We start from the raw sequence: 21,092 nt of genomic DNA, 5'->3' as shown, positions 1-21,092 counted from the left end.
CGCCGATAGTACCTTATCTGGCCTGTCGAGTCATAGCGATGAATAGCTTTAAACGAAGCGGTAGCCCGAGAAGGCTTACCGCTTTTTTGACGTTACTTCAGTTTGTTAATTTGCTTTACGTCGATTTCAATCGAGTTCCAGTCTTTATCGACCTTACCCTGAATTTCGACGGTATCCTGCGGGGTAACAGTCTGGCCGTTCCAGCGCTTATGGTCGATGTCCACGTTGATGCTGTCGGTCGCGTCACGGAAGATGTAGTCATCACCACCAATGCGCTGTTCGACTTTACCGGTCAGCGTTACCCAGGTGTCATCAGAGAATGTTTTTGCCTGCTTCACCGTGGTTTTACTGCCCGTTGGGCCAACGAAGCCGCCCTGCTGTACCGGCTGAGTTTGCACAGCCGCATTCGGGTCAACAAAACCGCCCGTTTGCGCGGCAAAAAGAGGGGCGGAAGTTAAAGCAATAATGGCGAACAAAGCTGCAGTCTTTTTCATAATGTTATTCTCCTTTCGTTTCTTAGCCCCTATTAAAGCGCCCAAATCTTAGCGGGATCTTAATCCTTGCGGCATAAACTGTTTTTTTTATGCATTTGCGATTATTGCCGAAGGCCCGGGCTTTTCTTCTGTACACACAAGCGCTTCGGGTATTTACTTCACCTCTCAACGGCAGCAACAAGGAGTGCACCATGCGCCTACTATTAATTGAGGACGATCCGCTGATTGGCGACGGCATCAAAGCCGGGTTGATCAAAATGGGGTTTGCGGTCGACTGGTTTAGCGATGGAGCACAAGGGCGTGCCGCGCTCGGCCAGGCACCTTACGACGCCGTCGTACTGGACCTAAGCCTGCCGGGCATGGATGGTCTGGACATTCTACGAACCTGGCGTAAAGAAGGGCACAACGAACCGGTGCTGATTTTAACGGCCAGAGATTCTCTGGACGAGCGCATTGAAGGTCTCCAACTGGGTGCGGATGACTACCTTTGTAAACCTTTTGCGCTTACCGAAGTGGCTGTCCGGCTGCAGGTACTCATTCGCCGTGCGCACGGCCACGCACAGCCTGAACTGACCTACGGCAACGTCGTGCTTTCCCCGACAAACCTCACCGCCTCGCTCAATGGTGACCCCTTACAGCTAAAGCCTAAGGAATTTGCCCTGCTGGAACTGCTGATGCGAAACGCCGGACGCGTTCTGCCACGCACGTTAATCGAGGAAAAAATCTATAACTGGGACGACGAAGTGTCACGCAATGCCCTTGAAGTCCACATCCACCATCTACGCAAAAAGCTGGGTAGCGGCTTTATTCGCACCGTGCATGGTATTGGCTATACGCTGGGTGATACATGCTGAGGACGTTGACCAAAAGCCTGCGCACCCGCCTGACAGTAGGTTTTATCGTGCTTACCCTTGCAGCAGCGGCCTTTGCCAGCACCGCCGCGTGGTACGAAGCCCGTAAATCACTAAACAAGCTTTTCGATACGCAGCAACTGCTGTTTGCCAAGCGGTTAAGCGTGCTGGATTTTGACGTCGCGACAAACGCTGAATCACAGCTTCCCCGCAGTAAAAACATGCTAAAAAAACACCGCGGTAAGCTTGATGATGACACGCTCGCTTTTGCCATTTTTACCGCAGACGGCAGGCTTGTACTCAATGATGGTGATAGCGGTAAGGGGCTGACTTACTCCTGGCATAGAGACGGATTTGTTGATGGGCAACTTGAGCACGATGACGATCTGTGGCGGCTGGTATGGCTGACAACGCCGGATGGGCGTTATCGCATAGTGGTCGGTCAGGAGTGGGACTACAGGAACGATATGGCCCTGGATATTGTTTCTGCTCAGTTAACGCCCTGGCTAATCGCGCTGCCGCTGATGCTGGTATTGCTGATTTGGCTAGTCACTGCCGAACTGGCCCCGCTGCGTAAACTGGCGCAGAAGCTACAGCACCGCCCGCCGGGCGACAACAGCCGGCTGGAAACACGGCCGCTCCCGCTTGAAGTCAGACCGCTTGTTGAAGCACTAAACCAGCTATTTGATCGCACAGAGGCGTTCATGCAGCGCGAACGACGCTTTACGTCCGATGCCGCCCACGAACTCCGCAGCCCGCTGGCTGCCCTGAAAGTACAGGCTGAGGTGGCCCAACTGGCAGAAAATGACGCTCAGGTCAGGGAACAAGCGCTTAATCACCTCCACCAGGGCATTGACCGTGCGTCACGCCTTGTTGAGCAATTGCTGACGCTGTCGCGGTTAGATTCCCTGGCCGGGCTCAATGATGTGCAGGAAGTCTCGCTGCAGAAGCTGCTTCAGGAAAGCGTGATGGAAGCCTGGCACGGCGCTCAACGCGAGCAAGTCGATATTCGCCTGCAAATGCAGGAGCAACCGGTCATTCGCCGTGGTCAGCCACTTCTTCTCGGGCTAATGCTGCGTAACATTCTCGATAACGCCGTACGCTACAGCCCGCCTGGCAGCATTGTGCACGTCGTTTTACGCGAACATGCGCTGGAGATCATCGACAATGGGCCTGGCGTAAGTCCTGAGCACCTGACCTCGCTGGGCGAACGCTTCTTCCGACCTCCGGGCCAGCTTAAAACCGGCAGCGGACTGGGATTATCCATTGTGAGTAGAATTGCCGCTTTGCACGATATGCAGACCGCTTTCGGTAACGCGGAGAACGGCGGTTTCCGGGTTTGCATCAGCTGGCGCTAACCTACTCACAGCTGATTATTGCTTGTACAGCAAAAGTCTTTGCACATTTTAGCCATTTTTTCGTGATGACGATCTCATTACAATGGTTGTCAAACGTAATTATTTAAGGGCTAACGATGAGCAATATCCTGATTATCAACGGCGGTAAAAAATTCGGTCACTCCAACGGCCAGCTTAATGACACCCTGACTGAAGTCGCGGAAAGCTATTTGCGCGACCTCGGGCATGATGTTCAGGTGACCCGCGCGGACAGCGAATACGACGTCAAAGCGGAAGTTGAGAAGTTCCTCTGGGCTGACAGCATCATCTGGCAGATGCCGGGCTGGTGGATGGGTGCCCCGTGGACGGTCAAAAAATACATCGACGATGTGTTCACCGAAGGCCACGGCTCCCTGTACGCAAGCGACGGCCGTACCCGTTCAGATGCGTCTAAAAAATATGGCTCCGGCGGCTTGATTCAGGGTAAAACCTACATGATCTCCCTGACGTGGAACGCGCCTTTAGAAGCTTTCACCGAAAAAGATCAGTTCTTCCATGGCGTTGGCGTAGACGGCGTGTATCTTCCGTTCCACAAGGCTAACCAGTTCCTGGGCATGGAAGGGTTACCTACCTTTATCGCTAATGACGTCATCAAATCTCCGGACGTGCCACATTATGTAGCAGAATATCGCAAGCATCTGGCTGGTATTTTTGCTTAACTGTTTGCCGGACAACATAAGGAGTTAGTCATGCTGACAGTGATTGCAGAAATTCGCACACGTCCCGGTTCACACCACCGCCAGGCTGTGATTGCGGCATTTGAGAAGATTATTCCAACCGTACTGCAAGAAGACGGCTGCCACGGCTACGCGCCGCTGGTCGATCACAACGCCCAGGTCGCATTCCAGACCACCGCCCCGGATTCCATCTTCATGCTGGAAAAATGGGAAAGCGTTGCTCATCTGGAAGCCCATCTTCAGACTACGCACATGAAAGAGCATAGCGCTCGCGTGAAAGAAGACGTGCTGGAAGTACATATCCGCATTCTCGAAGAAGCCGTGAAATAACCGGCTGGCTGGAATGCAAAAAGGGATGGCTATGGCCATCCCTTTTACGTTTTGGATAAAGGTTTTTAACCCTCGATATCGGCCATGTCGCCTTTTTCTTGCAGCCAGTTACGACGGTCTTCTGAACGTTTCTTGGCAAGCAGCATATCCATAGTCGCCAGGGTGCGCTGATCGTCTTCATCGCTGATGGTCAGTTGAACAAGACGGCGGGTATTAGGATCAAGCGTGGTTTCGCGCAGCTGAAGCGGGTTCATCTCGCCCAGGCCTTTAAAGCGCTGCACGTTTGGCTTCCCTTTCTTACGCTTAAGCTGTTCCAGCACGCCCGCTTTTTCTTCTTCGTCCAGCGCGTAATAAACCTCTTTACCCAAATCGATGCGGTAGAGCGGCGGCATTGCCACATAAACGTGACCGCCTTTCACTAACGACCGGAAGTGGCGTACAAAGAGCGCGCACAGCAGCGTGGCAATGTGCAGACCGTCGGAGTCCGCATCCGCAAGAATACAAACTTTGCCGTAGCGCAGCTGGCTCAGATCTTCGCTGTCAGGATCGATACCGATCGCCACGGAGATGTCGTGAACTTCCTGCGAGGCCAGCACTTCGTCAGAGGAAACTTCCCATGTGTTCAGGATCTTACCTTTCAGCGGCATGATCGCCTGATACTCACGGTCGCGAGCCTGCTTCGCAGAGCCTCCCGCCGAGTCCCCTTCCACCAGGAAAAGTTCGGTGCGGGTTAAATCCTGCGCGCTACAGTCCGCCAGCTTGCCAGGTAACGCCGGGCCGCTGGTCAGCTTCTTACGCACAACTTTTTTCGCCGCGCGCATACGCCTCTGGGCGCTGGAAATAGCCAGCTCGGCCAGCTGTTCCGCCGCTTGCACGTTCTGGTTCAGCCACAGGCTGAAGGCATCTTTCACTACGCCAGAGACAAAAGCCGCACACTGGCGCGAAGACAGACGTTCTTTGGTCTGACCGGCAAACTGAGGATCCTGCATTTTGACCGACAGCACGTAGGCGCAGCGCTCCCAGATATCTTCCGCAGAAAGCTTCACGCCACGCGGCAGAATATTGCGGTATTCGCAGAACTCCCGCATCGCGTCGAGCAGGCCCTGACGCAGGCCATTGACATGCGTCCCGCCCTGCATGGTTGGGATCAGGTTGACGTAGCTTTCCGTCAGCAGCTCGCCGCCTTCCGGCAGCCAGAGCAGCGCCCAGTCAACCGCTTCGGTATCGCCAGAGAAATTGCCGATAAATGGCGCTTCCGGCAGCGTTATCAGGCCATTCACCGCTTCGCACAGGTAATCGTTCAGGCCATCCAGATAGCACCAGCGCTGCTCGGTGTTATTCACTTTATCGGTAAAGGTAATTTCTACCCCAGGGCACAGCACGGCCTTCGCTTTCAGCAGGTGGCTGAGGCGTGAAACGGAAAAACGCGGGCTATCGAAGAAGCTTTCATCCGGCCAGAAGTGAACGCTGGTGCCGGTATTACGCTTACCGCAGGTGCCAATCACTTCCAGATCCTGCACTTTATCGCCGTTTTCAAAAGCGATGCTGTATACCTGAGCGTCACGGCGGACGGTCACTTCAACGCGTTTGGAAAGGGCGTTAACCACGGAAATCCCTACGCCGTGAAGGCCGCCGGAAAACTGGTAGTTTTTATTGGAGAATTTACCGCCTGCGTGCAGGCGACAAAGGATCAGCTCAATGGCCGGAACCTTCTCTTCAGAATGGATATCAACAGGCATCCCTCGCCCGTCGTCAATGACTTCCAGAGACTGATCGGCATGCAGGATGACGTCCACGCGTTTGGCGTGACCCGCCAGCGCTTCATCCACGCTGTTATCAATGACTTCCTGCCCTAAATGGTTAGGACGAGTGGTGTCGGTGTACATCCCCGGGCGGCGGCGAACTGGCTCAAGCCCGGTGAGCACCTCTATATCATCGGCATTATAGGATTGCGTCATGGTTTATTCATTCAGATAGCGAAACAGGAAATCGGCCGTCTGGCCTCAGCGTAAGCCGAGGAAGTCGACAATCTGTGTGAAATAATCTTCGAAGCCCGTAAAAGCGTGATTGCCTCCGGGTTTCACCGTCTGGCGGCAAAGCGCGTAGTACGCAACGGCCTGGCGGTAATCAAGCACCTCATCGCCCGTTTGTTGCAGCAGCCAAATCAAATCTGGCGCTTCCAACGGGTCAATCTGCATGACTTTCAGATCGTAAATATGGCGTGACTCTAGCACATATTGCTGCCCGGTGTAGGGGTTCTCGTTCTTGCCGAGATAATCCACCAACAGCTCAAAGGGGCGGACGGCCGGGTTGACCACCACCGCAGGCAGCGTGAAGCACTGCGAAAGCCAGGTTGCGTAATAGCCGCCCAACGAGGAACCAACGATGCCCAGCGGCTCACCGCCGCGTTCAAGCACCAGCGACTCCAGCAGCTCGGAGGCATCCGCCGGGTACGGTGGCAGCTGTGGCACAATCATTTCTATTTCGGGATGATGCTGCGTCAGCCACGCCTTAAAGTGGGTAGCCTTCGCGGAAGCAGGCGAGCTATTAAACCCGTGCAGATAAAGTAACGCCGGCATTAATAACCCTCAGAAGCCGTGTCAGGGCTGAATTTACCGGTTTGCAGTCGACAAACTTCGGTAGTCAGGCTGCCATCAGGATACAGATCGAGCCAGCGCCAGCCGGGTTCAATGGTATCGAGCGTAAAGTTAGCGCAGTGCGGTTTGAACTGGACGCATGTCGAAGGCGTCGCCAGCATTCTGCGGCCGTTCCAGTCGAGATCCAGTTCCTGATGAATATGCCCGCAGAGCAGGGTTTTCACCTGCGGCCAGGGCCTGAGTACCGCATCCAATGCCGCAGCGTTACGCAGGCTATGCTGATCCAGCCAGCTACAACCAGCAGGCAGAGGATGATGGTGCAGCAGAAGTAACGTGTGGCGTTCCGGCGCAGCGGCCAGCTGTCGCTCCAGCCATTCCAGCTGATAGTCGCTTAGTTCACCGTGAGGAACGCCGAAGACCTGACTGTCCAGCAGCAAAATTTGCCAGTGGTCGCCGATATAGACCCGCTTTGCCGGTGAAATGCCGGCTTCCTGCAGGGCGCCAAACATCGCCGGCTGGAAATCATGATTGCCCGGGAGCCAAACGCAGGGCGCAGCAATACTGGAGATCCCTTCAGCAAAATGCTGATAAGCCTCCACGCTGTGATCCTGAGCCAAATCGCCGGTTGCCACCAGCAAGTCACAGGTACGCTGTTCGGCGTGGATAGCGGCCAGCACTGCCTGATAGCTCTTCCAGGTATTAATACCGAGCAGCGTTTCGTTCTTCCCAGCGAACAGATGGGTATCGGTTATTTGCAATATCCTGATTCGGCCCCCATCGGCCACAGGAAGGGTTAACAGGCTTTCCAAATGGTGTCCTTAGGTTTCACGCACACTTACTCCCCACCATACTTACTACCCACCGCACTTAAGCTGCTGATATCCAGGCCGCAGCTCGGTTCATTCAGGGTATTAATACCATCCATTATTCAGGGCGTAGTGCCGTTAGCCGTCCTCGTCCCTAAAAAACTAGGTATAAACCGGAACCGCCATTGCTCCATGCGCTAAACAGTAGCGCAGCCAATCGGCAAGAAACTGGTTAATTTGATGCTTTTCGTCGCGTTGATGCAACTTTTTATTCGGATAATCATAACGTGCTTTGAAGCGAAAGATCTGCTGGCTTGAACACACTTCCGCGACCATCGCATCGTGATACAGCCTGACCGACATCGACGGCAGGCTCCAGTAACTCACGGCGGGCAGCGTTTGTTCTATTTCCACAAGGGTTGTATAACGCGTTGATTCTGAAATAGTTAATCGATATCTGGCGCTATTAACCTGATATGTTACCGTTTCGCCTGGCGCATCATTTTGCGGCAGCAGGCGGCGCAGCTGCGCGAAGTTGGTTTCGCACAAACGCATCATTTCAGGGAAGTCAGGGGTATAGCGCTTCATAATCAGTGATTCCACTCTTTTCTTAGTTGCTCATAATGCAGCTGCAGCCATTGCAAAGCGATGACCGACGCCGCGTTGTCGATGCTCCCCTCTTCAACACACTGGTAAGCCTGCTCCCGGCTGACCACATGAACACGAATATCTTCGTTTTCTTCCACCAGGCCATGAATACCTTTGGCCTTAGTGGCGTCCACTTCGCCTACTAAGATAGACAGCCTTTCGCTGGTGCCGCCGGGGCTGGCCAAATAGCTCAGTACCGGTTTGGTGCGGCCAACGACCAGGCCTGCTTCTTCTACTGCTTCACGGCGCGCAACATCTTCTACGCTCTCGCCCTCTTCAATCATGCCGGCGACCATTTCCAGCAGCCACGGCGTTTCGCTGGAGTCCCAGGCGGCGATACGAATCTGCTCTACCAGCACGACTTCATCACGCACAGGGTCATAGGGTAGCAGCACCGCAGCGTGACCGCGCTCAAAAATTTCACGCCTCACTTCACCGCTCATTTCGCCGTTAAACAAGCGATGGCGAAAGCGATAAAGATCGAGTGAAAAAAAGCCACGATAAAGCGTTTCACGTGCAATAATTTCTACATCCTTTTTGGCGAAAGTAGCCACTTGCTTTACTGACTTGTTCATAGATGATGTCCTGATGGCAAATGGGCGCTGGCCGGGCGATTTCAACCCCGCACAACTGCCCTTTCAATTTTGATGTGGTAGATTGGTGAAAATTAAGGTAGATGGCACTTTACGCCAACCTGCCCGGCTGACGGAATCTGTAGAATTGGCGATCATATTTGACTCCTGTCGGCGTTAAACAAAATAATTCTGCTTCACAACAAGGAATGCAAATGAAGAAATTGCTCCCCATTCTTATCGGTCTGAGCCTGGCAGGTTTCAGCGCTATGAGCCAGGCAGAGAATCTGCTGCAGGTTTACCAACAGGCCCGCACCAGCAACCCGGATCTGCGTAAATCCGCTGCTGACCGTGACGCCGCATTCGAAAAAATTAATGAAACACGCAGCCCATTACTGCCACAGCTGGGTCTGGGTGCAGATTATGGCTACGGCAGCGGCTACCGCGACTCTAACGGCGTTAACTCCAACGCGACCAGCGCAACGTTACAGCTGACGCAAACCATTTTTGATATGTCAAAATGGCGTGCACTGAGCCTGCAGGAAAAAACCGCAGGCATTCAGGACGTCAGCTTCCAGACAGACCAGCAGGCGCTGATCCTGAATACCGCGACGGCCTATTTTAACGTGCTGAGCGCGATTGATGCACTCTCCTACACCGAAGCGCAGAAACAGGCTATTTATCGCCAGTTGGATCAAACCACTCAGCGCTTTAACGTAGGCCTGGTTGCTATTACCGACGTGCAGAACGCCCGTGCGCAGTACGACACCGTGCTGGCGAATGAAGTCACCGCCCGTAATAACCTGGATAATGCGGTGGAGTCTCTGCGTCAGGTCACCGGTAACGACTATCTGAACCTCGCGTCTCTGAACGTTGATGGTTTCAAAACCACCAAGCCAGATGCGGTAAACAGCCTGCTGAAAGAAGCCGAAAAGCGCAACCTCAGCCTGCTGCAGGCTCGCCTGAGCCAGGACCTGGCTCGCGAGCAGATTCGTCTGGCAGAAGATGGCCACCTGCCAACGCTGAGCCTGACTGCCTCCACCGGTGTATCTAACACCAGCTATAACGGCTCTAAAACCAGCGATCAAACTCGTTACGGCAATAGCTACGATGGCCAAAACAAAGTGGGCCTGAGCTTCTCCCTGCCGCTTTATCAGGGTGGCCAGGTTAACTCTCAGGTTAAACAGGCTCAGTACAACTTCGTGGGTGCCAGCGAGCAGTTGGAAAGCGCGCACCGCAGCGTAGTCCAGACCGTACGTTCTTCCTTTAACAACGTGAATGCCTCCATCAGCACCATCAACGCCTACAAACAGGCCGTTGTGTCTGCGCAAAGCTCATTGGATGCCATGGAAGCCGGTTACTCCGTCGGGACTCGTACCATCGTTGACGTCCTGGATGCTACCACCACGCTGTACAACGCGAAGCAACAGCTTTCCAGCGCACGTTATAACTATCTGATTAACCAGCTGAATATAAAGTCAGCGCTGGGTACGTTGAACGAGCAGGATCTGCAGGTTCTGAACAGCGCCCTCGGCAAGCCGGTTTCTACGGCGGCTGACAGCGTGGCGCCAGAAACGCCAGATCAGGATGCCCGGGCCGACGGCTACAACACAACCGCCGCCTCCGCATCGACTAAACCGGCTCATGCCACTCCGGCAGCGGCCACCAGCGGTAAAAAAGCCAACCCATTCGGCAATTAATCGCGAAAACATCATTATCAGGGGCGTGAAAACACGCCCCTTTTTTTTCGCCTCACGTTTAAACGTAAGGCAACGTAAAGATCCCCTGCCAACAGGCCGACATCGCTTCAATTTCAACCGCTCATCCCCTATCCTTAGCACCAAACCTACTGGGCTCAGGACTGATTAAATGAAACGGACAAAAAATATAAATCATTCATCGTTCCGCAAAAGCTGGAACGCTCGCCATTTAACGCCGGTGGCGTTGGCCGTCACCGCCGTCTTTATGCTGGCTGGCTGTGAACAAAGCGACGAAACCGTCTCCATGTATCAAAACGCGGATGACTGCTCGCAGGCAAACCCGAGCAAAAGCGCGGAATGTACCACCGCCTATAACAATGCGCTGAAAGAAGCCGAGCGCACCGCGCCGAAGTACGCCTCACGTGAAGCCTGTGTCGCCGAGTTTGGCGAAGGTCAGTGCCAGCAGGCGCCAGCTCAGGCAAGCCTTGCCGGCGAAAGCCAGGCTCAGGCTCAACCGCAGCAAAGCGGCAGCTTCTGGATGCCGCTGATGGCGGGCTACATGATGGGTCGCCTGATGGGCGGCGGCGCGGGCTTTGCTCAACAGCCGCTGTTCAGCTCGAAAAATCCGGCCAGCCCGGCTTACGGTAAATACGCCGATGCCAGCGGCAAGAGCTACGGCGCAGCCACGCCAGGCCGCACCACCACCGTACCAAAAACCGCTATGGCACCAAAACCAGCCACAACCTCTACGGTCACTCGCGGCGGCTTTGGCGAATCAGTAGCCAAACAGTCCACCATGCAGCGCAGCAGCGCCTCCGGCACCAGCCGTTCGATGGGCGGCTGATAAATCATGGAAAGAGTTTCTATTGTCGAGCGCCCTGACTGGCGCGAAAAGGCCACGGAATACGGCTTTAACTTCCACACCATGTACGGCGAGCCGTACTGGTGTGAAGATGCCTATTACAAGCTGACGCTGGCGCAGGTTGAACGCCTGGAAGACGTTACCGCCGAGCTGCATCAGATGTGCCTTCAGGTCGTGGAAAAGGTGGTTGCCAGCGACGAGCTGATGGCCCGCTTCCGCATTCCGAAACACACCTGGGAGTTCGTGCGTCAGTCATGGCGCAGCCAGCAGCCGTCCCTTTATTCACGCCTGGACCTGGCGTGGGACGGCGTGGGTGAACCCAAGCTGCTTGAAAACAACGCCGATACGCCAACGTCACTGTACGAAGCGGCGTTCTTCCAGTGGATTTGGCTTGAAGATCAGGTCGCGGCGGGCAACCTGCCCGAAGGCGCAGACCAGTTCAACAGCCTGCAGGAAAAACTGATTGAACGCTTCGCAGAGCTAAAACAGCAGCACGGCTTTAACCTGCTGCATTTCGCCTGCTGCCAGGACACGGTAGAAGATCGCGGGACGGTGCAATATCTGCAGGACTGCGCCACTGAATCAGACGTCGCCAGCGAATTCCTCTTTATTGAGGAAATTGGTCTTGGAGAGAAAGGGCAGTTTACCGATCTGCAGGATCAGGTTATCAGCAACCTGTTCAAGCTCTACCCATGGGAGCACATGCTGCGCGAGATGTTCTCCACCAAGCTGGAAGATGCGGGCGTACGCTGGCTGGAGCCAGCGTGGAAAAGCATTATCTCCAACAAGGCCCTGCTGCCGATGCTGTGGGAAATGTTCCCGGATCACCCTAACCTGCTGCCGGCTTACTTCGCCGAAGATACCTTCCCGCCGATGGAAAAATACGTCGTGAAGCCCATCTTCTCCCGCGAAGGTGCCAACGTGAAGATCATCGAAAATGGTCAGGAGATCGCGCGCGTTGACGGGCCGTACGGCGAAGAAGGCATGATAGTTCAGCAGTTCTATCAACTGCCTAAATTCGGCGACAGCTATACGCTGATTGGCAGCTGGCTCATCAACGATCGGCCAGCCGGGATCGGCATTCGCGAAGATCGCGAGCTTATCACACAGGATCTTTCACGCTTCTACCCGCATATTTTTGTTGAGTAAAGCAGTAAAAAAGCGCCCATTGGGCGCTTTTTCGTTTATCCAATAACAACCGACAGCATGCTCAGCGATCCCATCTCTATTCCGTCTACCGGAATCGTCACCGGCTCTTTACCGTCCCACGCGCCTAAAATATAAAGCAGCGGCAGGAAGTGATCCGCCGTCGGGTTCGACAGTGAGCCACCTTCGTGGTCGAGATAGTTCACCAGCGGATGCTGCCCGGCAGGCCCCTGCCATGTCAGGTTCGTTTTCACGTAATCGTTAAACGACTCGGCCCACGGGTATGGCGTATTTTCACCGTGCCAGCGCGCTGTGCGCAGGTTGTGCACAACGTTACCGCTCGCCACCAGCATAATGCCCTGGTCCCGCAGCGTGGCCAGTTTGCGGCCCATCTCCAGATGCCAGGCTGCAGGCTTGGTGCTGTCGATGCTCAACTGCACCATCGGGATATCCGCATTCGGGTACATTTTAATAAGCACGCCCCACGAACCGTGGTCAAAGCCCCAGGCTTCTTTATCCAGCGCGACCGGAACCGGAGCTAGTAACTCGACCAGCTGCTGCGCCAGTTCAGGCGAGCCGGGGGCCGGGTAATGCGTGTCATACAGCGCCTGCGGAAAACCGCCAAAGTCGTGAATCGTTTTCGGAGCTTCCATCGCCGTCACGCCCGTCCCCCGGGTGAACCAGTGGGCCGACACCACCACAATCGCTTTTGGCCGCGGCAGCGTTTCACCAAGCTGCGCCCAGGCGCGGGTATAGCGGTTATCTTCCAGCACGTTCATCGGGCTACCGTGACCAAGGAACAGCGCGGGCATACGTTGGGTTGTCATGAGGGTGTCCTTAAATGGCTAAGCTTTAATGCACACAGATTACGCCCAATTTTTGGGGGAAGAACTCAGATAAGCATGATGATGATCATCAGAAATTTTGAACAGGTCTGAACGAGCGGAAAACGGTGAGGCGGAGGTGAGAAGTAAAGCCCGATCGCGCTGACCGGGCTTTATTTTTTAGCTGGCTTTGCGCGCTTGCGCCTGGCGGTATTCCACCAGATCTTCAATGGTCACAACGGCCATATTGTGTTTGCGGGCGAACTCCATGCACTCCGGCGCACGCGCCATGGTGCCGTCGTCGTTGGTCAGCTCACACAGGACGCCAGCAGGTTTGAAACCGGCCAGAGAAACCAGGTCGATAGTCGCTTCGGTGTGGCCGCCGCGGGTTAACACGCCGCCCGGCTGCGCGCGCAGCGGGAATACGTGACCAGGGCGATGCAGATCGCTCGGTTTCGCGCCGTCGGCAATCGCCGCGCGTACGGTGGTCAGGCGGTCAGCAGCAGAAACGCCGGTCGTGACACCGTGAGCGGCTTCAATGGTCACGGTAAAGCCTGTGCCAAAAGCGCTGGTGTTGTTTTCGACCATCATTGGCAGATCGAGCTGTTTACGGCGTTCGTCGGTCAGGCACAGGCAGACAATACCGCTGCCGTGGCGAATGGTCAGCGCCATTTGCTCAACGGTCATGGTTTCAGCCGGGAAGATCATATCGCCTTCATTCTCACGATTTTCGTCGTCGAGAACCATGGCGCCACGGCCTTCGCGAAGCGCATCAAGAGCACGCTCAACGCGCTCAGTCGGGGTGCCAAATGCAGAAAGTAGCGTCTGATTCATGGTAAAAAAACCTCATTAAAATTATGGTTACCAGAATCAGGGCAGTCTTAGGAGCTAAAAAAATAACGCGGGCAGGCCGAGGCCTGACGTGATCGTTACTCTCTCCCATCCGGACTTTAACCGTCGGCCCCGGAATTACACCGGATCTGCTGACCTTCAGGCCAAGCCTGAAGCGCTCGCGGGCTTTCAGCGTAAGCTGATTTACCGCCGGTGGGGAGTTTCGCCCCGCCCTGAGAATAAGCAGGTTCACTATAGCGCTAATCATTTTTGTGGGCAACGATTACGCAGGCAACATTTCCAGTTTATCCCCTGGCAATCAGGCATTACAATTAGCCCAATCACCCGCCAGATAATGGAAGCCGCTATGATTGACCCGAAAAAAATTGAACAAATCGCCCGTCAGGTCCATGAGTCAATGCCGAAAGGGATTCGTGAGTTCGGGGATGATGTGGAGAAGAAAGTACGCCAGGTGCTGCAGTCTCAGCTAACCCGCCTCGACCTGGTGAGCCGCGAAGAGTTTGACGTCCAGACTCAGGTACTGCTGCGCACCCGCGAGAAGCTGGCTCTGCTGGAGCAACGCCTGACCGAGCTGGAAAACCGCGAAGCCCCGAAAGACGCAGAGTAATACCCCGGCCCCTCGCCTGCCTGGCGAGGGGTACATCGCCTATTCAAATACCTACCAAAACGGCCGATAATAATAACGTCTCATTAAACTCAACAAATTGGGTTCTCGCTGAACATGGACGTCAAAAGCAAAATAAATAAGCTGCTTAGCTATATTTTTTCTAAACAATTCATGGTGACAGCCGTCTTCATGTCTTTTTTTGCCGCAATAATGTGGTACATGCTCTGGGCCATGTCTATCTCGCACTACACCGTTTTGGTAAAAGACTTTCCTGAGCTCCGAATTTACCTTGGCTTTGGGTTCTCTATAGGCCTGATATTGACGCTTGGCTCCCTGCGCCACCTGCCCGCAACAAAAAAGCTCAAATATTTAGGTGAAAAGTTTTTCGGCTACTCTACGGTATTCACCGTCCTGGTATTAAACAGCGCGGATGTTTATGTTTATCTCTTCCCCGACAAAACCATCGGCTACCTTTCCGAATATGACGTCGAGTTTCCAGGCCCGGCCAGAGGCAAAAGCGGCCACTGCGAGGCTGGACTGTGGATTAAAGATCCCCATACGGACAGATGGAAAGAACTGTGCACCAGCAAAGCAGCATTACTTGTGGAACGAAGACAAGGCATGGATGCCGTGTGGGTCACGGCGAGGGTGAACAAACTGGGCTCTTACATTGTGAACTACGAGTTTGCTTATAAATAACCACGGCAGCACAGGCCGCCGTAGTTTACTTAACGTCATTAAATCAGAAGGTTTCCCAGTTATCGTCAGACGCGGCGGCAACGGCTTTGCGCGGGGCAGGCGTTGTCGCGACGGACTTAGGCGCAGCGGACTGTGCTTTTGCCTGGCGCTCCTGAGCGATACGGAACACGGACACGGATTGAGTGAGGCGACTGGCCTGCTCTTCCAGCGCTGCGGCTGCGGCTGCGGACTCCTCCACCAACGCGGCGTTTTGCTGAGTCACGCGATCCATTTCTGCAACGGCTAAGCCAACCTGATCGATACCACGGCTTTGCTCGTCGGACGCGGAAGCGATTTCCCCCATAATATCGGTCACGCGGGTTACCGCATTGACGATCTCACCCATTGTTTCCCCGGCACTTTCAACCAGCGTCGAGCCGGTATCCACTTTGCTGACCGAGTCTTCAATCAGGGTTTTAATCTCTTTTGCGGCCTGGGCGCTGCGCTGCGCCAGGTTGCGAACCTCACCGGCTACAACCGCAAAACCACGCCCCTGCTCACCCGCACGAGCGGCTTCAACGGCGGCGTTCAGCGCCAGAATATTGGTCTGGAAGGCGATACCGTCAATCACGCTAATAATGTCGGCAATTTTCTGCGAGCTGCCGGCAATTTCGCTCATGGTATGCACCACGTTATCCACGACTTTTCCGCCACGCTGGGCGGTTTCAGAGGCGCTCAGCGCCAGTTGGCTGGCCTGACGAGCGTTTTCAGCATTCTGCTTAACCGTGGCGGTCAGCTGTTCCATGCTCGCGGCAGTTTCCTCAAGCGAAGCTGCCTGCTGCTCGGTACGAGAAGAGAGATCGTTGTTACCGATAGAAATCTCGCTGGCGCCGCTATAAATCGCGTTCGCGCCGTTACGCACTTCGCCCACGGTGATAACCAGCTCGTTTTGCATATGGCGCAGATTCTCAGCCAACTGCCCCATCTCGTTGGTGCCTTCAACGTCGATTTTGCGCACCAGGTCACCGCCAGCAATATGGCGGATGCTTTCAATCAGGCGGTTAAGCGGAGAAATAAGCGTCGTGCGGATCCCTTGCCAGACCACAAGAATCACCACCAGGACGACAATCAGCACGCCAATCAGGATCCAGATAGCCATGCTGTAAGAGCTGTTGCTGCTGTCTACGGCTTCCTGATACAGATGGTCGTTTTGCTGCAGGTAGTTAACGTATTGCTTCTCAAAACCGTCCTGATACCCCTGAGTCGGCTGATCGAAGAATTCATTAATTTTGCCCGCGCCAAGCAGCTGAATCAGCTCCGCCAGCGCGCCGTGATAGATGTCGTAGTTGCGCTTAATTTCCTGCGCGGCGGCATCGCTCTGGCGCGGGTCACGCGGCAGGGCTTCATAAGCCGCCCACTCGACCTCGGCCTGTTTCAGCGAGGTGCTGGCAATCGCCATCAGCTCTTCAACGGTCGAACCGCTGCCAATTTTATTGGCATCCATCATATAGCGGATGCCCGCGCGATTCAGGGTATTACGGGTCTGCAGCAGCGCAACCCAGCTGCCGTTTAGCGTTGACTGCTGCTGACGAATAGTTTGTAAAACGGTGAAATTTTCTTTGTCCTGCTTCAGCGCGTTAAAGAACAATCCGCCGGAAGCTATCTGCAAAATGCCAAACAGCCCCAGGACGACCAGTAAGCTTGTAACGATTTTGATACGGTTTAACATTGCTTCTCATTCCCTGTAAGACAAGTCTTAATCATCGGCGTAACAGCAGAAAACTTTACCCAAAGCGTTTTTTTGCCGCTTTTTCTGCTACTCCCAGGAAATGGCCTGGCAATAATTCATCCTCCACTACCGCGGGGTTAAGTCGTAACACATTCATAATCCGAGTTTTTTTCACTATCATTTTTTTAATAGTCAACCAGCCCGGAGGAAGGCATGCTTACCGTTGCTATCTGTGAAAGAAATAGCCATTTTGCAAATGGCATTAAAATTATTATCCAGCAGCTCTGTCGTCAGTTTAGCGAGACTTATCATTTCTTACCGTTGGCGCACCAGGACGTCGCCGACCTGGTATTTTTCGCGCTCGATGACAACTGGTCCACCGCCAACTGCTACAAAATCCCGCAAACGACGCGCCACCAGCGGGTGATCCTCATCTGCCGTAAGCAGGATCAGGAAAACCTGATGTTCCGTCCTTGCCTGTATATGCTGCCGTCAATTTATCGGGAGGATGAGGTCGAGGATGTCAGGCTCAAACTGGCGCCCTGGGTTGATCCCGAGCGGCGTAGAAAAAATACCCTGCCGGTCCCAACGTCTATTTGCCACTACTGCACAACCCGGCATTTCAACCTGCAGGAACGCGAATTGCTCAAGCTTATGGCCTGTGGCTACTCGCTGGTCGATGCGGCCTTTATTATGCATATTGATGAAAATGTCGCTCGGGATAAACGACTGTCGATTATGAAAAAACTTAATATCAAGAACCAATATAAACTCATGAATTATATCAAGCTCAATTTACCTTTCCTGCTGGACTGAAGTATTTAATTAAGTCTTTTCTTATTACGTCAGGGAATTAATCTTAATTATTAAAAAAATCACCCCTTCACATATCAGGGTTGCGAATTTTCGCAACCTGGAATAAGTCATCCCCGGTATTCACCCCGTCAAGGCACTGAGAGAATACCTTCAGAATAATCTCCAAATTAGCTGGATGCACACCGCCTCTTCCTCTCAGGTCCCTGATCGTTCAGCAATTCAGTTCTAGTTGTCACAATTAGCGACAAAATAATGATAAATATTTCTGCCGATAACATTTTATTATCTGTTAACCAACATATATCCGGACTCCGCCTGGAGCCGATTGTTAATTTATTTAGCGGGCAGGTGATTAGCCACGAAGTCCTCAGCCAGTTACCGCCGTCGCGCGATCCTGAAGCTTTTTTTGCAAAACTACCGGTTACCGATAGCGTGGCGCTCTTTTGCCATCAGGTTGACCTGCTAAAGTCTCTGCAAAAATCTGGCAGATACTTTCTTAACCTTCCCCTTAAGGCGCTGATTGACGATCGGTTGTTCGCGCGGCTGCTTGATGTTTGTGAATCGTGGATAACAATTGAGATACAGGATGCCCCACTTTTTGGCACGCTCGCCCGGCAGCATCAGCGCTGCCTGTGTGAGCGAATTAAGCTACTACAGCAAGAAAGGATATCGGTATGGCTTGATGACCTTACCGACCGCTGTATGGAAAGCTTCCATCGCTACGCCTTTGATGTCGGCGGAGTAAAAATTGACAAGTACGCATTCTGGGCCCTCTGCAATAACCGCCGGGCGCTTCGGCAATTGGTTGCACAATGCGCGGATATTTCGCCTCAAATTGTTATCGAAGGTATCGAAGACTCGCTTCATCTTGAGCTGGCCCGGCAATCCGGCGCCAACCTCGGGCAAGGCTATTTATGGCCGCATAAACGCTGGTCACTCACCGATTCATTGCCGTTGTGAGGGGGCTTATGTGCGCTGCTATCAGGCGAAATAAACACCGCCGTAGTCGGACAGATTATTTTCTAAACCCCGCCAACTACACCGCGCCGCTTTTTTTCGATCGACTTGAATATCTTCAGCAGCAATTAATCGGAGGACAAAAACCAAAGAAGCCCGACGCCATCCTGGTATCTGCCGACGGCTTTCTCAGTAGCGCAATCACCGGCAGCCTTTTTCATCACCTTAACATTCCGGTTTACCCTTCACTGGATGACGTCGTCGCGCACCAAACCCTTTCTTCTGTACCACGTCTGATTATTGACCTCGACAGCCTGGAGACACCTACGCTTGAAGTCCTGAAAGCTATTCGCCAACAAATTATCACCACGCCACAGCACCAGATAACCCTGCTTAGCGCCCAGCGCAAGCCTGAGATTACACGATTTATTCGCTATGCCGTCGACTGCCAGATAGTCGAACGCCGTCTATCCCCCGAGGGGCTGAAACAGGCGTTAAGCAACAGCCCGCCCGATTTAGTCGCGCTTTACAGCACGCCTCGTTTTTCCATTAGAGAATGGATGATTTTGCTGGCGCTGAGCCGCGGGGAGTCATTGAAATCTATCGCTCTTTTTCTGGAGAGACCCTATCATCACGTCGTTTACCGCTTCAACGTTTTGTTGGCCAGGCTGGCGCTTGAAAATCGCAGTAAATTGCTGCACCTGCTTAATGAAATTTCTGTTGCAGGTAGTGTGCATTGCCGTTCGAACTAACCTACTGAGCGGTAAGATATTTTAGGAATTTACTTAATTTTTATGTTTGATGTGGGTTAAAAATAAACAAAACAATAACAATTATAACTATTCCTGGAAGCAATTTTTCCGCTCTGCCGCCAATCAGCACTTTTTGATCCAAAACAAATCAACAACAATCAGAACTAAATGTCATTTTTTCTAGAATAAAAAGTCTTTTCAACCACCATAACTCAAAATTAAGGTTTCTTAATTCAATTTATAAAAATGACGATCAATTACGCAGCATTTCGTATTGACTCTGATTAACCCCAGGAACATCAGACTTTTCCCACAAGAACTGCGCTGTATAATCACCTCATCACATATTTATATTTGCCAGGGCATTTATAACGTTTAAATGTGAAGTTATTTAGGCAGTCGTTCTCCAGCCATGAATAACGAATTTAAAAAGGGATAAGTATTAATATAAACAAGGAGGTTCCCGCATAAAGACCGGCAACCGCCAACTCACTGTTTATCACTTTCGCTGCCATTGACGCTGTGTCAAAGCGATGTTTTTATCAAACACTCGAGGCAAAAAAAATGAAACCGGCATCCGTAATCATTATGGACGAACACCCTATTGTCAGAATGTCGATAGAAGTGCTGCTCCAGAAGAATAAAGATATTAATGTTGTTTTAAAAACAGATGATGGTCGGGAAGTTATCGACTATATGCGAGCGAATCCCGTCGACCTGGTGATTCTTGATATTGAACTCCCAAACACCGACGGCTTCACATTACTCAAGAGAATCAAAGGAATACAGGAAAAAACCAAGATCCTTTTCCTGTCATCAAAATCAGAGTCTTTTTACGCCGGGCGCGCGATTCAGGCGGGTGCCAACGGATTTGTTAGCAAACGTAAGGAGCAGGAAGATATATTTAACGCGGTGGAAATGCTGCTGTCGGGCTACTCCTTTTTCCCTTCGGAGACGCTGCATTTTATCAGCAGCCATAAATCTCGCCGGGGAACGATGGACGACATGCCATTATCCAACCGTGAGGTAACCGTGCTGCGCTATTTGGCAAATGGGCTATCAAATAAAGAGATTGCCGAGCAACTCCTGCTTAGCAATAAAACCATTAGCGCACATAAAGCGAATATATTCTCTAAACTTGGACTCACTTCAATTGTCGAGCTGATTGACTATGCCAAGGTGCACGAGCTGCTATAAGGGACAATCGAGCGCTGGAAGCGGAAATACCGGGAACGCTCCTCCCGGTTATTTTCTGGAACCATCTGGATTCTTTTAGTTGTAGTTAATCAGAAACGTCGCATCGGCATTGGCCAGCCCGGCATCTGCGTTGTCAGCCGTCGCTATATAGTTGGCCCAAAACTTCATCGTTACGTCACCGTTAGCATCCACCTGCATCGTTTTACTGGCGTTATTCAGCAACAGCCGGGTCTTATCCTCATTGAGAAGTTCAATCGCCACGTTCTTCGCCGTGCTGGCCGCGTTCAGCGCCAGCAGCCCGCTGCCGGTATCCTTTCCGGTAAAGGTTATCGACGCAGCGCCGCCTGGCGGGCAGCCGGTTAGCTTCAGGTTGAACGGCATGGCCTGTGTCGTGCTGCCTGCGGTGCGCAGCTGTTTGGTCGGCCACGATCCCAGTTTCACGGTCTTGTTGTCGCTCGCCGTCTCAATGACACAGGTGTAATCCACAATATTGCCACGCAGCTCAACGTTGATCTCCCCCAGCGGAGAGGCCGCTTTGGCCATGGGATTCAACAACACTGAAAACAAAGTCAGCGCGGCCAGGGATAATTTTTTCATCCT

General features: G+C 53.0%; 23 protein-coding genes and 1 riboswitch. Of the genes, 13 read left to right on the top strand and 10 right to left on the bottom strand.

The genetic code is table 11. The annotated features are described in order from the left end of the window. Positions 1-92: 92 nt before the first annotated feature. Positions 93-494 carry a YgiW/YdeI family stress tolerance OB fold protein gene (locus tag ACE38U_RS10710; protein ID WP_176981559.1) on the bottom strand — a complete coding sequence of 134 codons (402 nt, stop codon included), beginning with the start codon at positions 492-494 and terminating at the stop codon, positions 93-95. A 191-nt stretch (positions 495-685) separates the two neighbouring features. On the opposite strand from ACE38U_RS10710, the gene qseB reads away from it, so the two are divergent. The 4 genes from qseB to ACE38U_RS10690 all read left to right on the top strand — a co-directional run bounded on the left by qseB (position 686) and on the right by ACE38U_RS10690 (position 3,749). Then, complete coding sequence (qseB, locus tag ACE38U_RS10705) at positions 686-1,348, top strand: quorum sensing response regulator transcription factor QseB (protein ID WP_176981558.1); 663 nt, start codon at positions 686-688, stop codon at positions 1,346-1,348. After that, a complete protein-coding gene (qseC, locus tag ACE38U_RS10700) occupies positions 1,342-2,703 on the top strand; it encodes a quorum sensing histidine kinase QseC (protein WP_176981557.1) in 1,362 nt (453 codons plus the stop codon). The genes qseB and qseC overlap by 7 nt, the downstream gene beginning before the upstream one ends. 116 nt (positions 2,704-2,819) lie before the next feature. Beyond that, positions 2,820-3,401 carry an NAD(P)H-dependent oxidoreductase gene (locus tag ACE38U_RS10695; protein ID WP_038478839.1) on the top strand — a complete coding sequence of 194 codons (582 nt, stop codon included), beginning with the start codon at positions 2,820-2,822 and terminating at the stop codon, positions 3,399-3,401. A 30-nt stretch (positions 3,402-3,431) separates the two neighbouring features. Next, positions 3,432-3,749, top strand: coding sequence for a putative quinol monooxygenase (locus ACE38U_RS10690; RefSeq protein WP_038478836.1), 318 nt, complete (start codon positions 3,432-3,434; stop codon positions 3,747-3,749). Between the two features lie 65 nt (positions 3,750-3,814). Here the strand turns inward: ACE38U_RS10690 and parE are convergent, their stop codons facing one another. The 5 genes from parE to nudF form a co-directional block, all read right to left on the bottom strand. Further along, positions 3,815-5,707 (bottom strand): DNA topoisomerase IV subunit B, encoded by a 1,893-nt coding sequence (gene parE / locus ACE38U_RS10685; protein WP_038478833.1) that lies wholly within the window; start codon positions 5,705-5,707, stop codon positions 3,815-3,817. Positions 5,708-5,752: 45 nt separating this feature from the next. After that, complete coding sequence (yqiA, locus tag ACE38U_RS10680; RefSeq protein ID WP_375529721.1) at positions 5,753-6,328, bottom strand: esterase YqiA; 576 nt, start codon at positions 6,326-6,328, stop codon at positions 5,753-5,755. After that, a complete protein-coding gene (gene cpdA / locus ACE38U_RS10675) occupies positions 6,328-7,155 on the bottom strand; it encodes a 3',5'-cyclic-AMP phosphodiesterase (protein WP_176981555.1) in 828 nt (275 codons plus the stop codon). Before cpdA ends, yqiA begins: the two co-directional genes overlap by 1 nt. Positions 7,156-7,314: 159 nt before the next feature. After that, positions 7,315-7,740, bottom strand: coding sequence for a DUF1249 family protein (locus ACE38U_RS10670; RefSeq protein ID WP_038478824.1), 426 nt, complete (start codon positions 7,738-7,740; stop codon positions 7,315-7,317). A 2-nt stretch (positions 7,741-7,742) separates the two neighbouring features. Further along, on the bottom strand, positions 7,743-8,375 hold the full coding sequence (gene nudF / locus ACE38U_RS10665; protein ID WP_375529720.1) for an ADP-ribose diphosphatase: 633 nt from the start codon (positions 8,373-8,375) through the stop codon (positions 7,743-7,745). Between the two features lie 212 nt (positions 8,376-8,587). Here nudF and tolC point away from each other — a divergent pair, with 212 nt between their 5' ends. The 3 genes from tolC (at position 8,588) to ACE38U_RS10650 (ending at position 12,083) form a co-directional block, all read left to right on the top strand. Then, positions 8,588-10,072 carry an outer membrane channel protein TolC gene (gene tolC / locus ACE38U_RS10660; RefSeq protein WP_038478818.1) on the top strand — a complete coding sequence of 495 codons (1,485 nt, stop codon included), beginning with the start codon at positions 8,588-8,590 and terminating at the stop codon, positions 10,070-10,072. Positions 10,073-10,241: 169 nt separating this feature from the next. Continuing rightward, on the top strand, positions 10,242-10,916 hold the full coding sequence (locus ACE38U_RS10655) for a DUF1190 family protein (protein WP_038478815.1): 675 nt from the start codon (positions 10,242-10,244) through the stop codon (positions 10,914-10,916). Positions 10,917-10,922: 6 nt separating this feature from the next. Then, positions 10,923-12,083, top strand: a complete 1,161-nt coding sequence (locus tag ACE38U_RS10650; RefSeq protein ID WP_038478812.1) for a glutathionylspermidine synthase family protein — start codon at positions 10,923-10,925, stop codon at positions 12,081-12,083. Between the two features lie 35 nt (positions 12,084-12,118). On the opposite strand, the gene ygiD is transcribed toward ACE38U_RS10650, so the two are convergent. Next, complete coding sequence (ygiD, locus tag ACE38U_RS10645; protein WP_176981554.1) at positions 12,119-12,907, bottom strand: 4,5-DOPA-extradiol-dioxygenase; 789 nt, start codon at positions 12,905-12,907, stop codon at positions 12,119-12,121. Positions 12,908-13,084: 177 nt separating this feature from the next. Beyond that, entirely contained in the window at positions 13,085-13,738 is a 654-nt protein-coding gene (ribB, locus tag ACE38U_RS10640) for a 3,4-dihydroxy-2-butanone-4-phosphate synthase (protein WP_038478806.1), read from the bottom strand. A 93-nt stretch (positions 13,739-13,831) separates the two neighbouring features. After that, a riboswitch (FMN riboswitch) is annotated at positions 13,832-13,980 on the bottom strand. A 122-nt stretch (positions 13,981-14,102) separates the two neighbouring features. Between ribB and ubiK the strand changes: the two genes are divergently transcribed. Together ubiK and ACE38U_RS10630 are read left to right on the top strand one after the other, a co-directional pair. Beyond that, positions 14,103-14,363, top strand: coding sequence for a ubiquinone biosynthesis accessory factor UbiK (gene ubiK, locus ACE38U_RS10635; protein WP_045783999.1), 261 nt, complete (start codon positions 14,103-14,105; stop codon positions 14,361-14,363). A gap of 114 nt (positions 14,364-14,477) precedes the next feature. Further along, on the top strand, positions 14,478-15,062 hold the full coding sequence (locus tag ACE38U_RS10630; protein ID WP_038478800.1) for a hypothetical protein: 585 nt from the start codon (positions 14,478-14,480) through the stop codon (positions 15,060-15,062). A gap of 43 nt (positions 15,063-15,105) precedes the next feature. On the opposite strand, the gene tsr is transcribed toward ACE38U_RS10630, so the two are convergent. Next, positions 15,106-16,770: a methyl-accepting chemotaxis protein gene (gene tsr / locus ACE38U_RS10625; RefSeq protein ID WP_375529719.1), complete on the bottom strand. Its 1,665-nt coding sequence runs from the start codon at positions 16,768-16,770 to the stop codon at positions 15,106-15,108. A 213-nt stretch (positions 16,771-16,983) separates the two neighbouring features. Between tsr and fimW the strand changes: the two genes are divergently transcribed. From fimW to fimZ, 4 genes are all read left to right on the top strand, one after another. After that, a complete protein-coding gene (gene fimW, locus ACE38U_RS10620) occupies positions 16,984-17,586 on the top strand; it encodes a fimbria biosynthesis transcriptional regulator FimW (protein ID WP_038478794.1) in 603 nt (200 codons plus the stop codon). Positions 17,587-17,838: 252 nt separating this feature from the next. Then, on the top strand, positions 17,839-18,546 hold the full coding sequence (locus ACE38U_RS10615) for an EAL domain-containing protein (RefSeq protein WP_038478791.1): 708 nt from the start codon (positions 17,839-17,841) through the stop codon (positions 18,544-18,546). An 8-nt stretch (positions 18,547-18,554) separates the two neighbouring features. Beyond that, positions 18,555-19,295 (top strand): hypothetical protein, encoded by a 741-nt coding sequence (locus ACE38U_RS10610; protein WP_038478788.1) that lies wholly within the window; start codon positions 18,555-18,557, stop codon positions 19,293-19,295. 564 nt (positions 19,296-19,859) lie between these two features. Continuing rightward, positions 19,860-20,492: a fimbria biosynthesis transcriptional regulator FimZ gene (gene fimZ, locus ACE38U_RS10605; protein ID WP_038478785.1), complete on the top strand. Its 633-nt coding sequence runs from the start codon at positions 19,860-19,862 to the stop codon at positions 20,490-20,492. A 75-nt stretch (positions 20,493-20,567) separates the two neighbouring features. On the opposite strand, the gene sfmF is transcribed toward fimZ, so the two are convergent. Continuing rightward, the gene (gene sfmF, locus ACE38U_RS10600; protein WP_375529718.1) at positions 20,568-21,089 is read right to left on the bottom strand and encodes a fimbria assembly protein; all 522 of its coding nucleotides are present in this window, start codon (positions 21,087-21,089) and stop codon (positions 20,568-20,570) included. Between the last annotated feature and the right edge of the window lie 3 nt (positions 21,090-21,092).

Source organism: Cedecea selenatireducens, from assembly GCF_042138895.1.
Taxonomy (GTDB): domain Bacteria; phylum Pseudomonadota; class Gammaproteobacteria; order Enterobacterales; family Enterobacteriaceae; genus Cedecea; species Cedecea selenatireducens.
This window is presented reverse-complemented; position numbering and strand designations above follow the sequence as displayed.

Excerpts from the sequence above, each read along its gene's own strand:
- ACE38U_RS10710 (WP_176981559.1), bottom strand. The coding sequence starts at position 494 with ATGAAAAAGACTGCAGCTTTGTTCGCCATTATTGCTTTAACTTCCGCC.
- qseB (WP_176981558.1), top strand. The coding sequence starts at position 686 with ATGCGCCTACTATTAATTGAGGACGATCCGCTGATTGGCGACGGCATC.
- qseC (WP_176981557.1), top strand. The coding sequence starts at position 1,342 with ATGCTGAGGACGTTGACCAAAAGCCTGCGCACCCGCCTGACAGTAGGT.
- ACE38U_RS10695 (WP_038478839.1), top strand. The coding sequence starts at position 2,820 with ATGAGCAATATCCTGATTATCAACGGCGGTAAAAAATTCGGTCACTCC.
- ACE38U_RS10690 (WP_038478836.1), top strand. The coding sequence starts at position 3,432 with ATGCTGACAGTGATTGCAGAAATTCGCACACGTCCCGGTTCACACCAC.
- parE (WP_038478833.1), bottom strand. The coding sequence starts at position 5,707 with ATGACGCAATCCTATAATGCCGATGATATAGAGGTGCTCACCGGGCTT.
- yqiA (WP_375529721.1), bottom strand. The coding sequence starts at position 6,328 with ATGCCGGCGTTACTTTATCTGCACGGGTTTAATAGCTCGCCTGCTTCC.
- ACE38U_RS10670 (WP_038478824.1), bottom strand. The coding sequence starts at position 7,740 with ATGAAGCGCTATACCCCTGACTTCCCTGAAATGATGCGTTTGTGCGAA.
- nudF (WP_375529720.1), bottom strand. The coding sequence starts at position 8,375 with ATGAACAAGTCAGTAAAGCAAGTGGCTACTTTCGCCAAAAAGGATGTA.
- tolC (WP_038478818.1), top strand. The coding sequence starts at position 8,588 with ATGAAGAAATTGCTCCCCATTCTTATCGGTCTGAGCCTGGCAGGTTTC.
- ACE38U_RS10655 (WP_038478815.1), top strand. The coding sequence starts at position 10,242 with ATGAAACGGACAAAAAATATAAATCATTCATCGTTCCGCAAAAGCTGG.
- ACE38U_RS10650 (WP_038478812.1), top strand. The coding sequence starts at position 10,923 with ATGGAAAGAGTTTCTATTGTCGAGCGCCCTGACTGGCGCGAAAAGGCC.
- ygiD (WP_176981554.1), bottom strand. The coding sequence starts at position 12,907 with ATGACAACCCAACGTATGCCCGCGCTGTTCCTTGGTCACGGTAGCCCG.
- ribB (WP_038478806.1), bottom strand. The coding sequence starts at position 13,738 with ATGAATCAGACGCTACTTTCTGCATTTGGCACCCCGACTGAGCGCGTT.
- ubiK (WP_045783999.1), top strand. The coding sequence starts at position 14,103 with ATGATTGACCCGAAAAAAATTGAACAAATCGCCCGTCAGGTCCATGAG.
- ACE38U_RS10630 (WP_038478800.1), top strand. The coding sequence starts at position 14,478 with ATGGACGTCAAAAGCAAAATAAATAAGCTGCTTAGCTATATTTTTTCT.
- tsr (WP_375529719.1), bottom strand. The coding sequence starts at position 16,770 with ATGTTAAACCGTATCAAAATCGTTACAAGCTTACTGGTCGTCCTGGGG.
- fimW (WP_038478794.1), top strand. The coding sequence starts at position 16,984 with ATGCTTACCGTTGCTATCTGTGAAAGAAATAGCCATTTTGCAAATGGC.
- ACE38U_RS10615 (WP_038478791.1), top strand. The coding sequence starts at position 17,839 with ATGATAAATATTTCTGCCGATAACATTTTATTATCTGTTAACCAACAT.
- ACE38U_RS10610 (WP_038478788.1), top strand. The coding sequence starts at position 18,555 with ATGTGCGCTGCTATCAGGCGAAATAAACACCGCCGTAGTCGGACAGAT.
- fimZ (WP_038478785.1), top strand. The coding sequence starts at position 19,860 with ATGAAACCGGCATCCGTAATCATTATGGACGAACACCCTATTGTCAGA.
- sfmF (WP_375529718.1), bottom strand. The coding sequence starts at position 21,089 with ATGAAAAAATTATCCCTGGCCGCGCTGACTTTGTTTTCAGTGTTGTTG.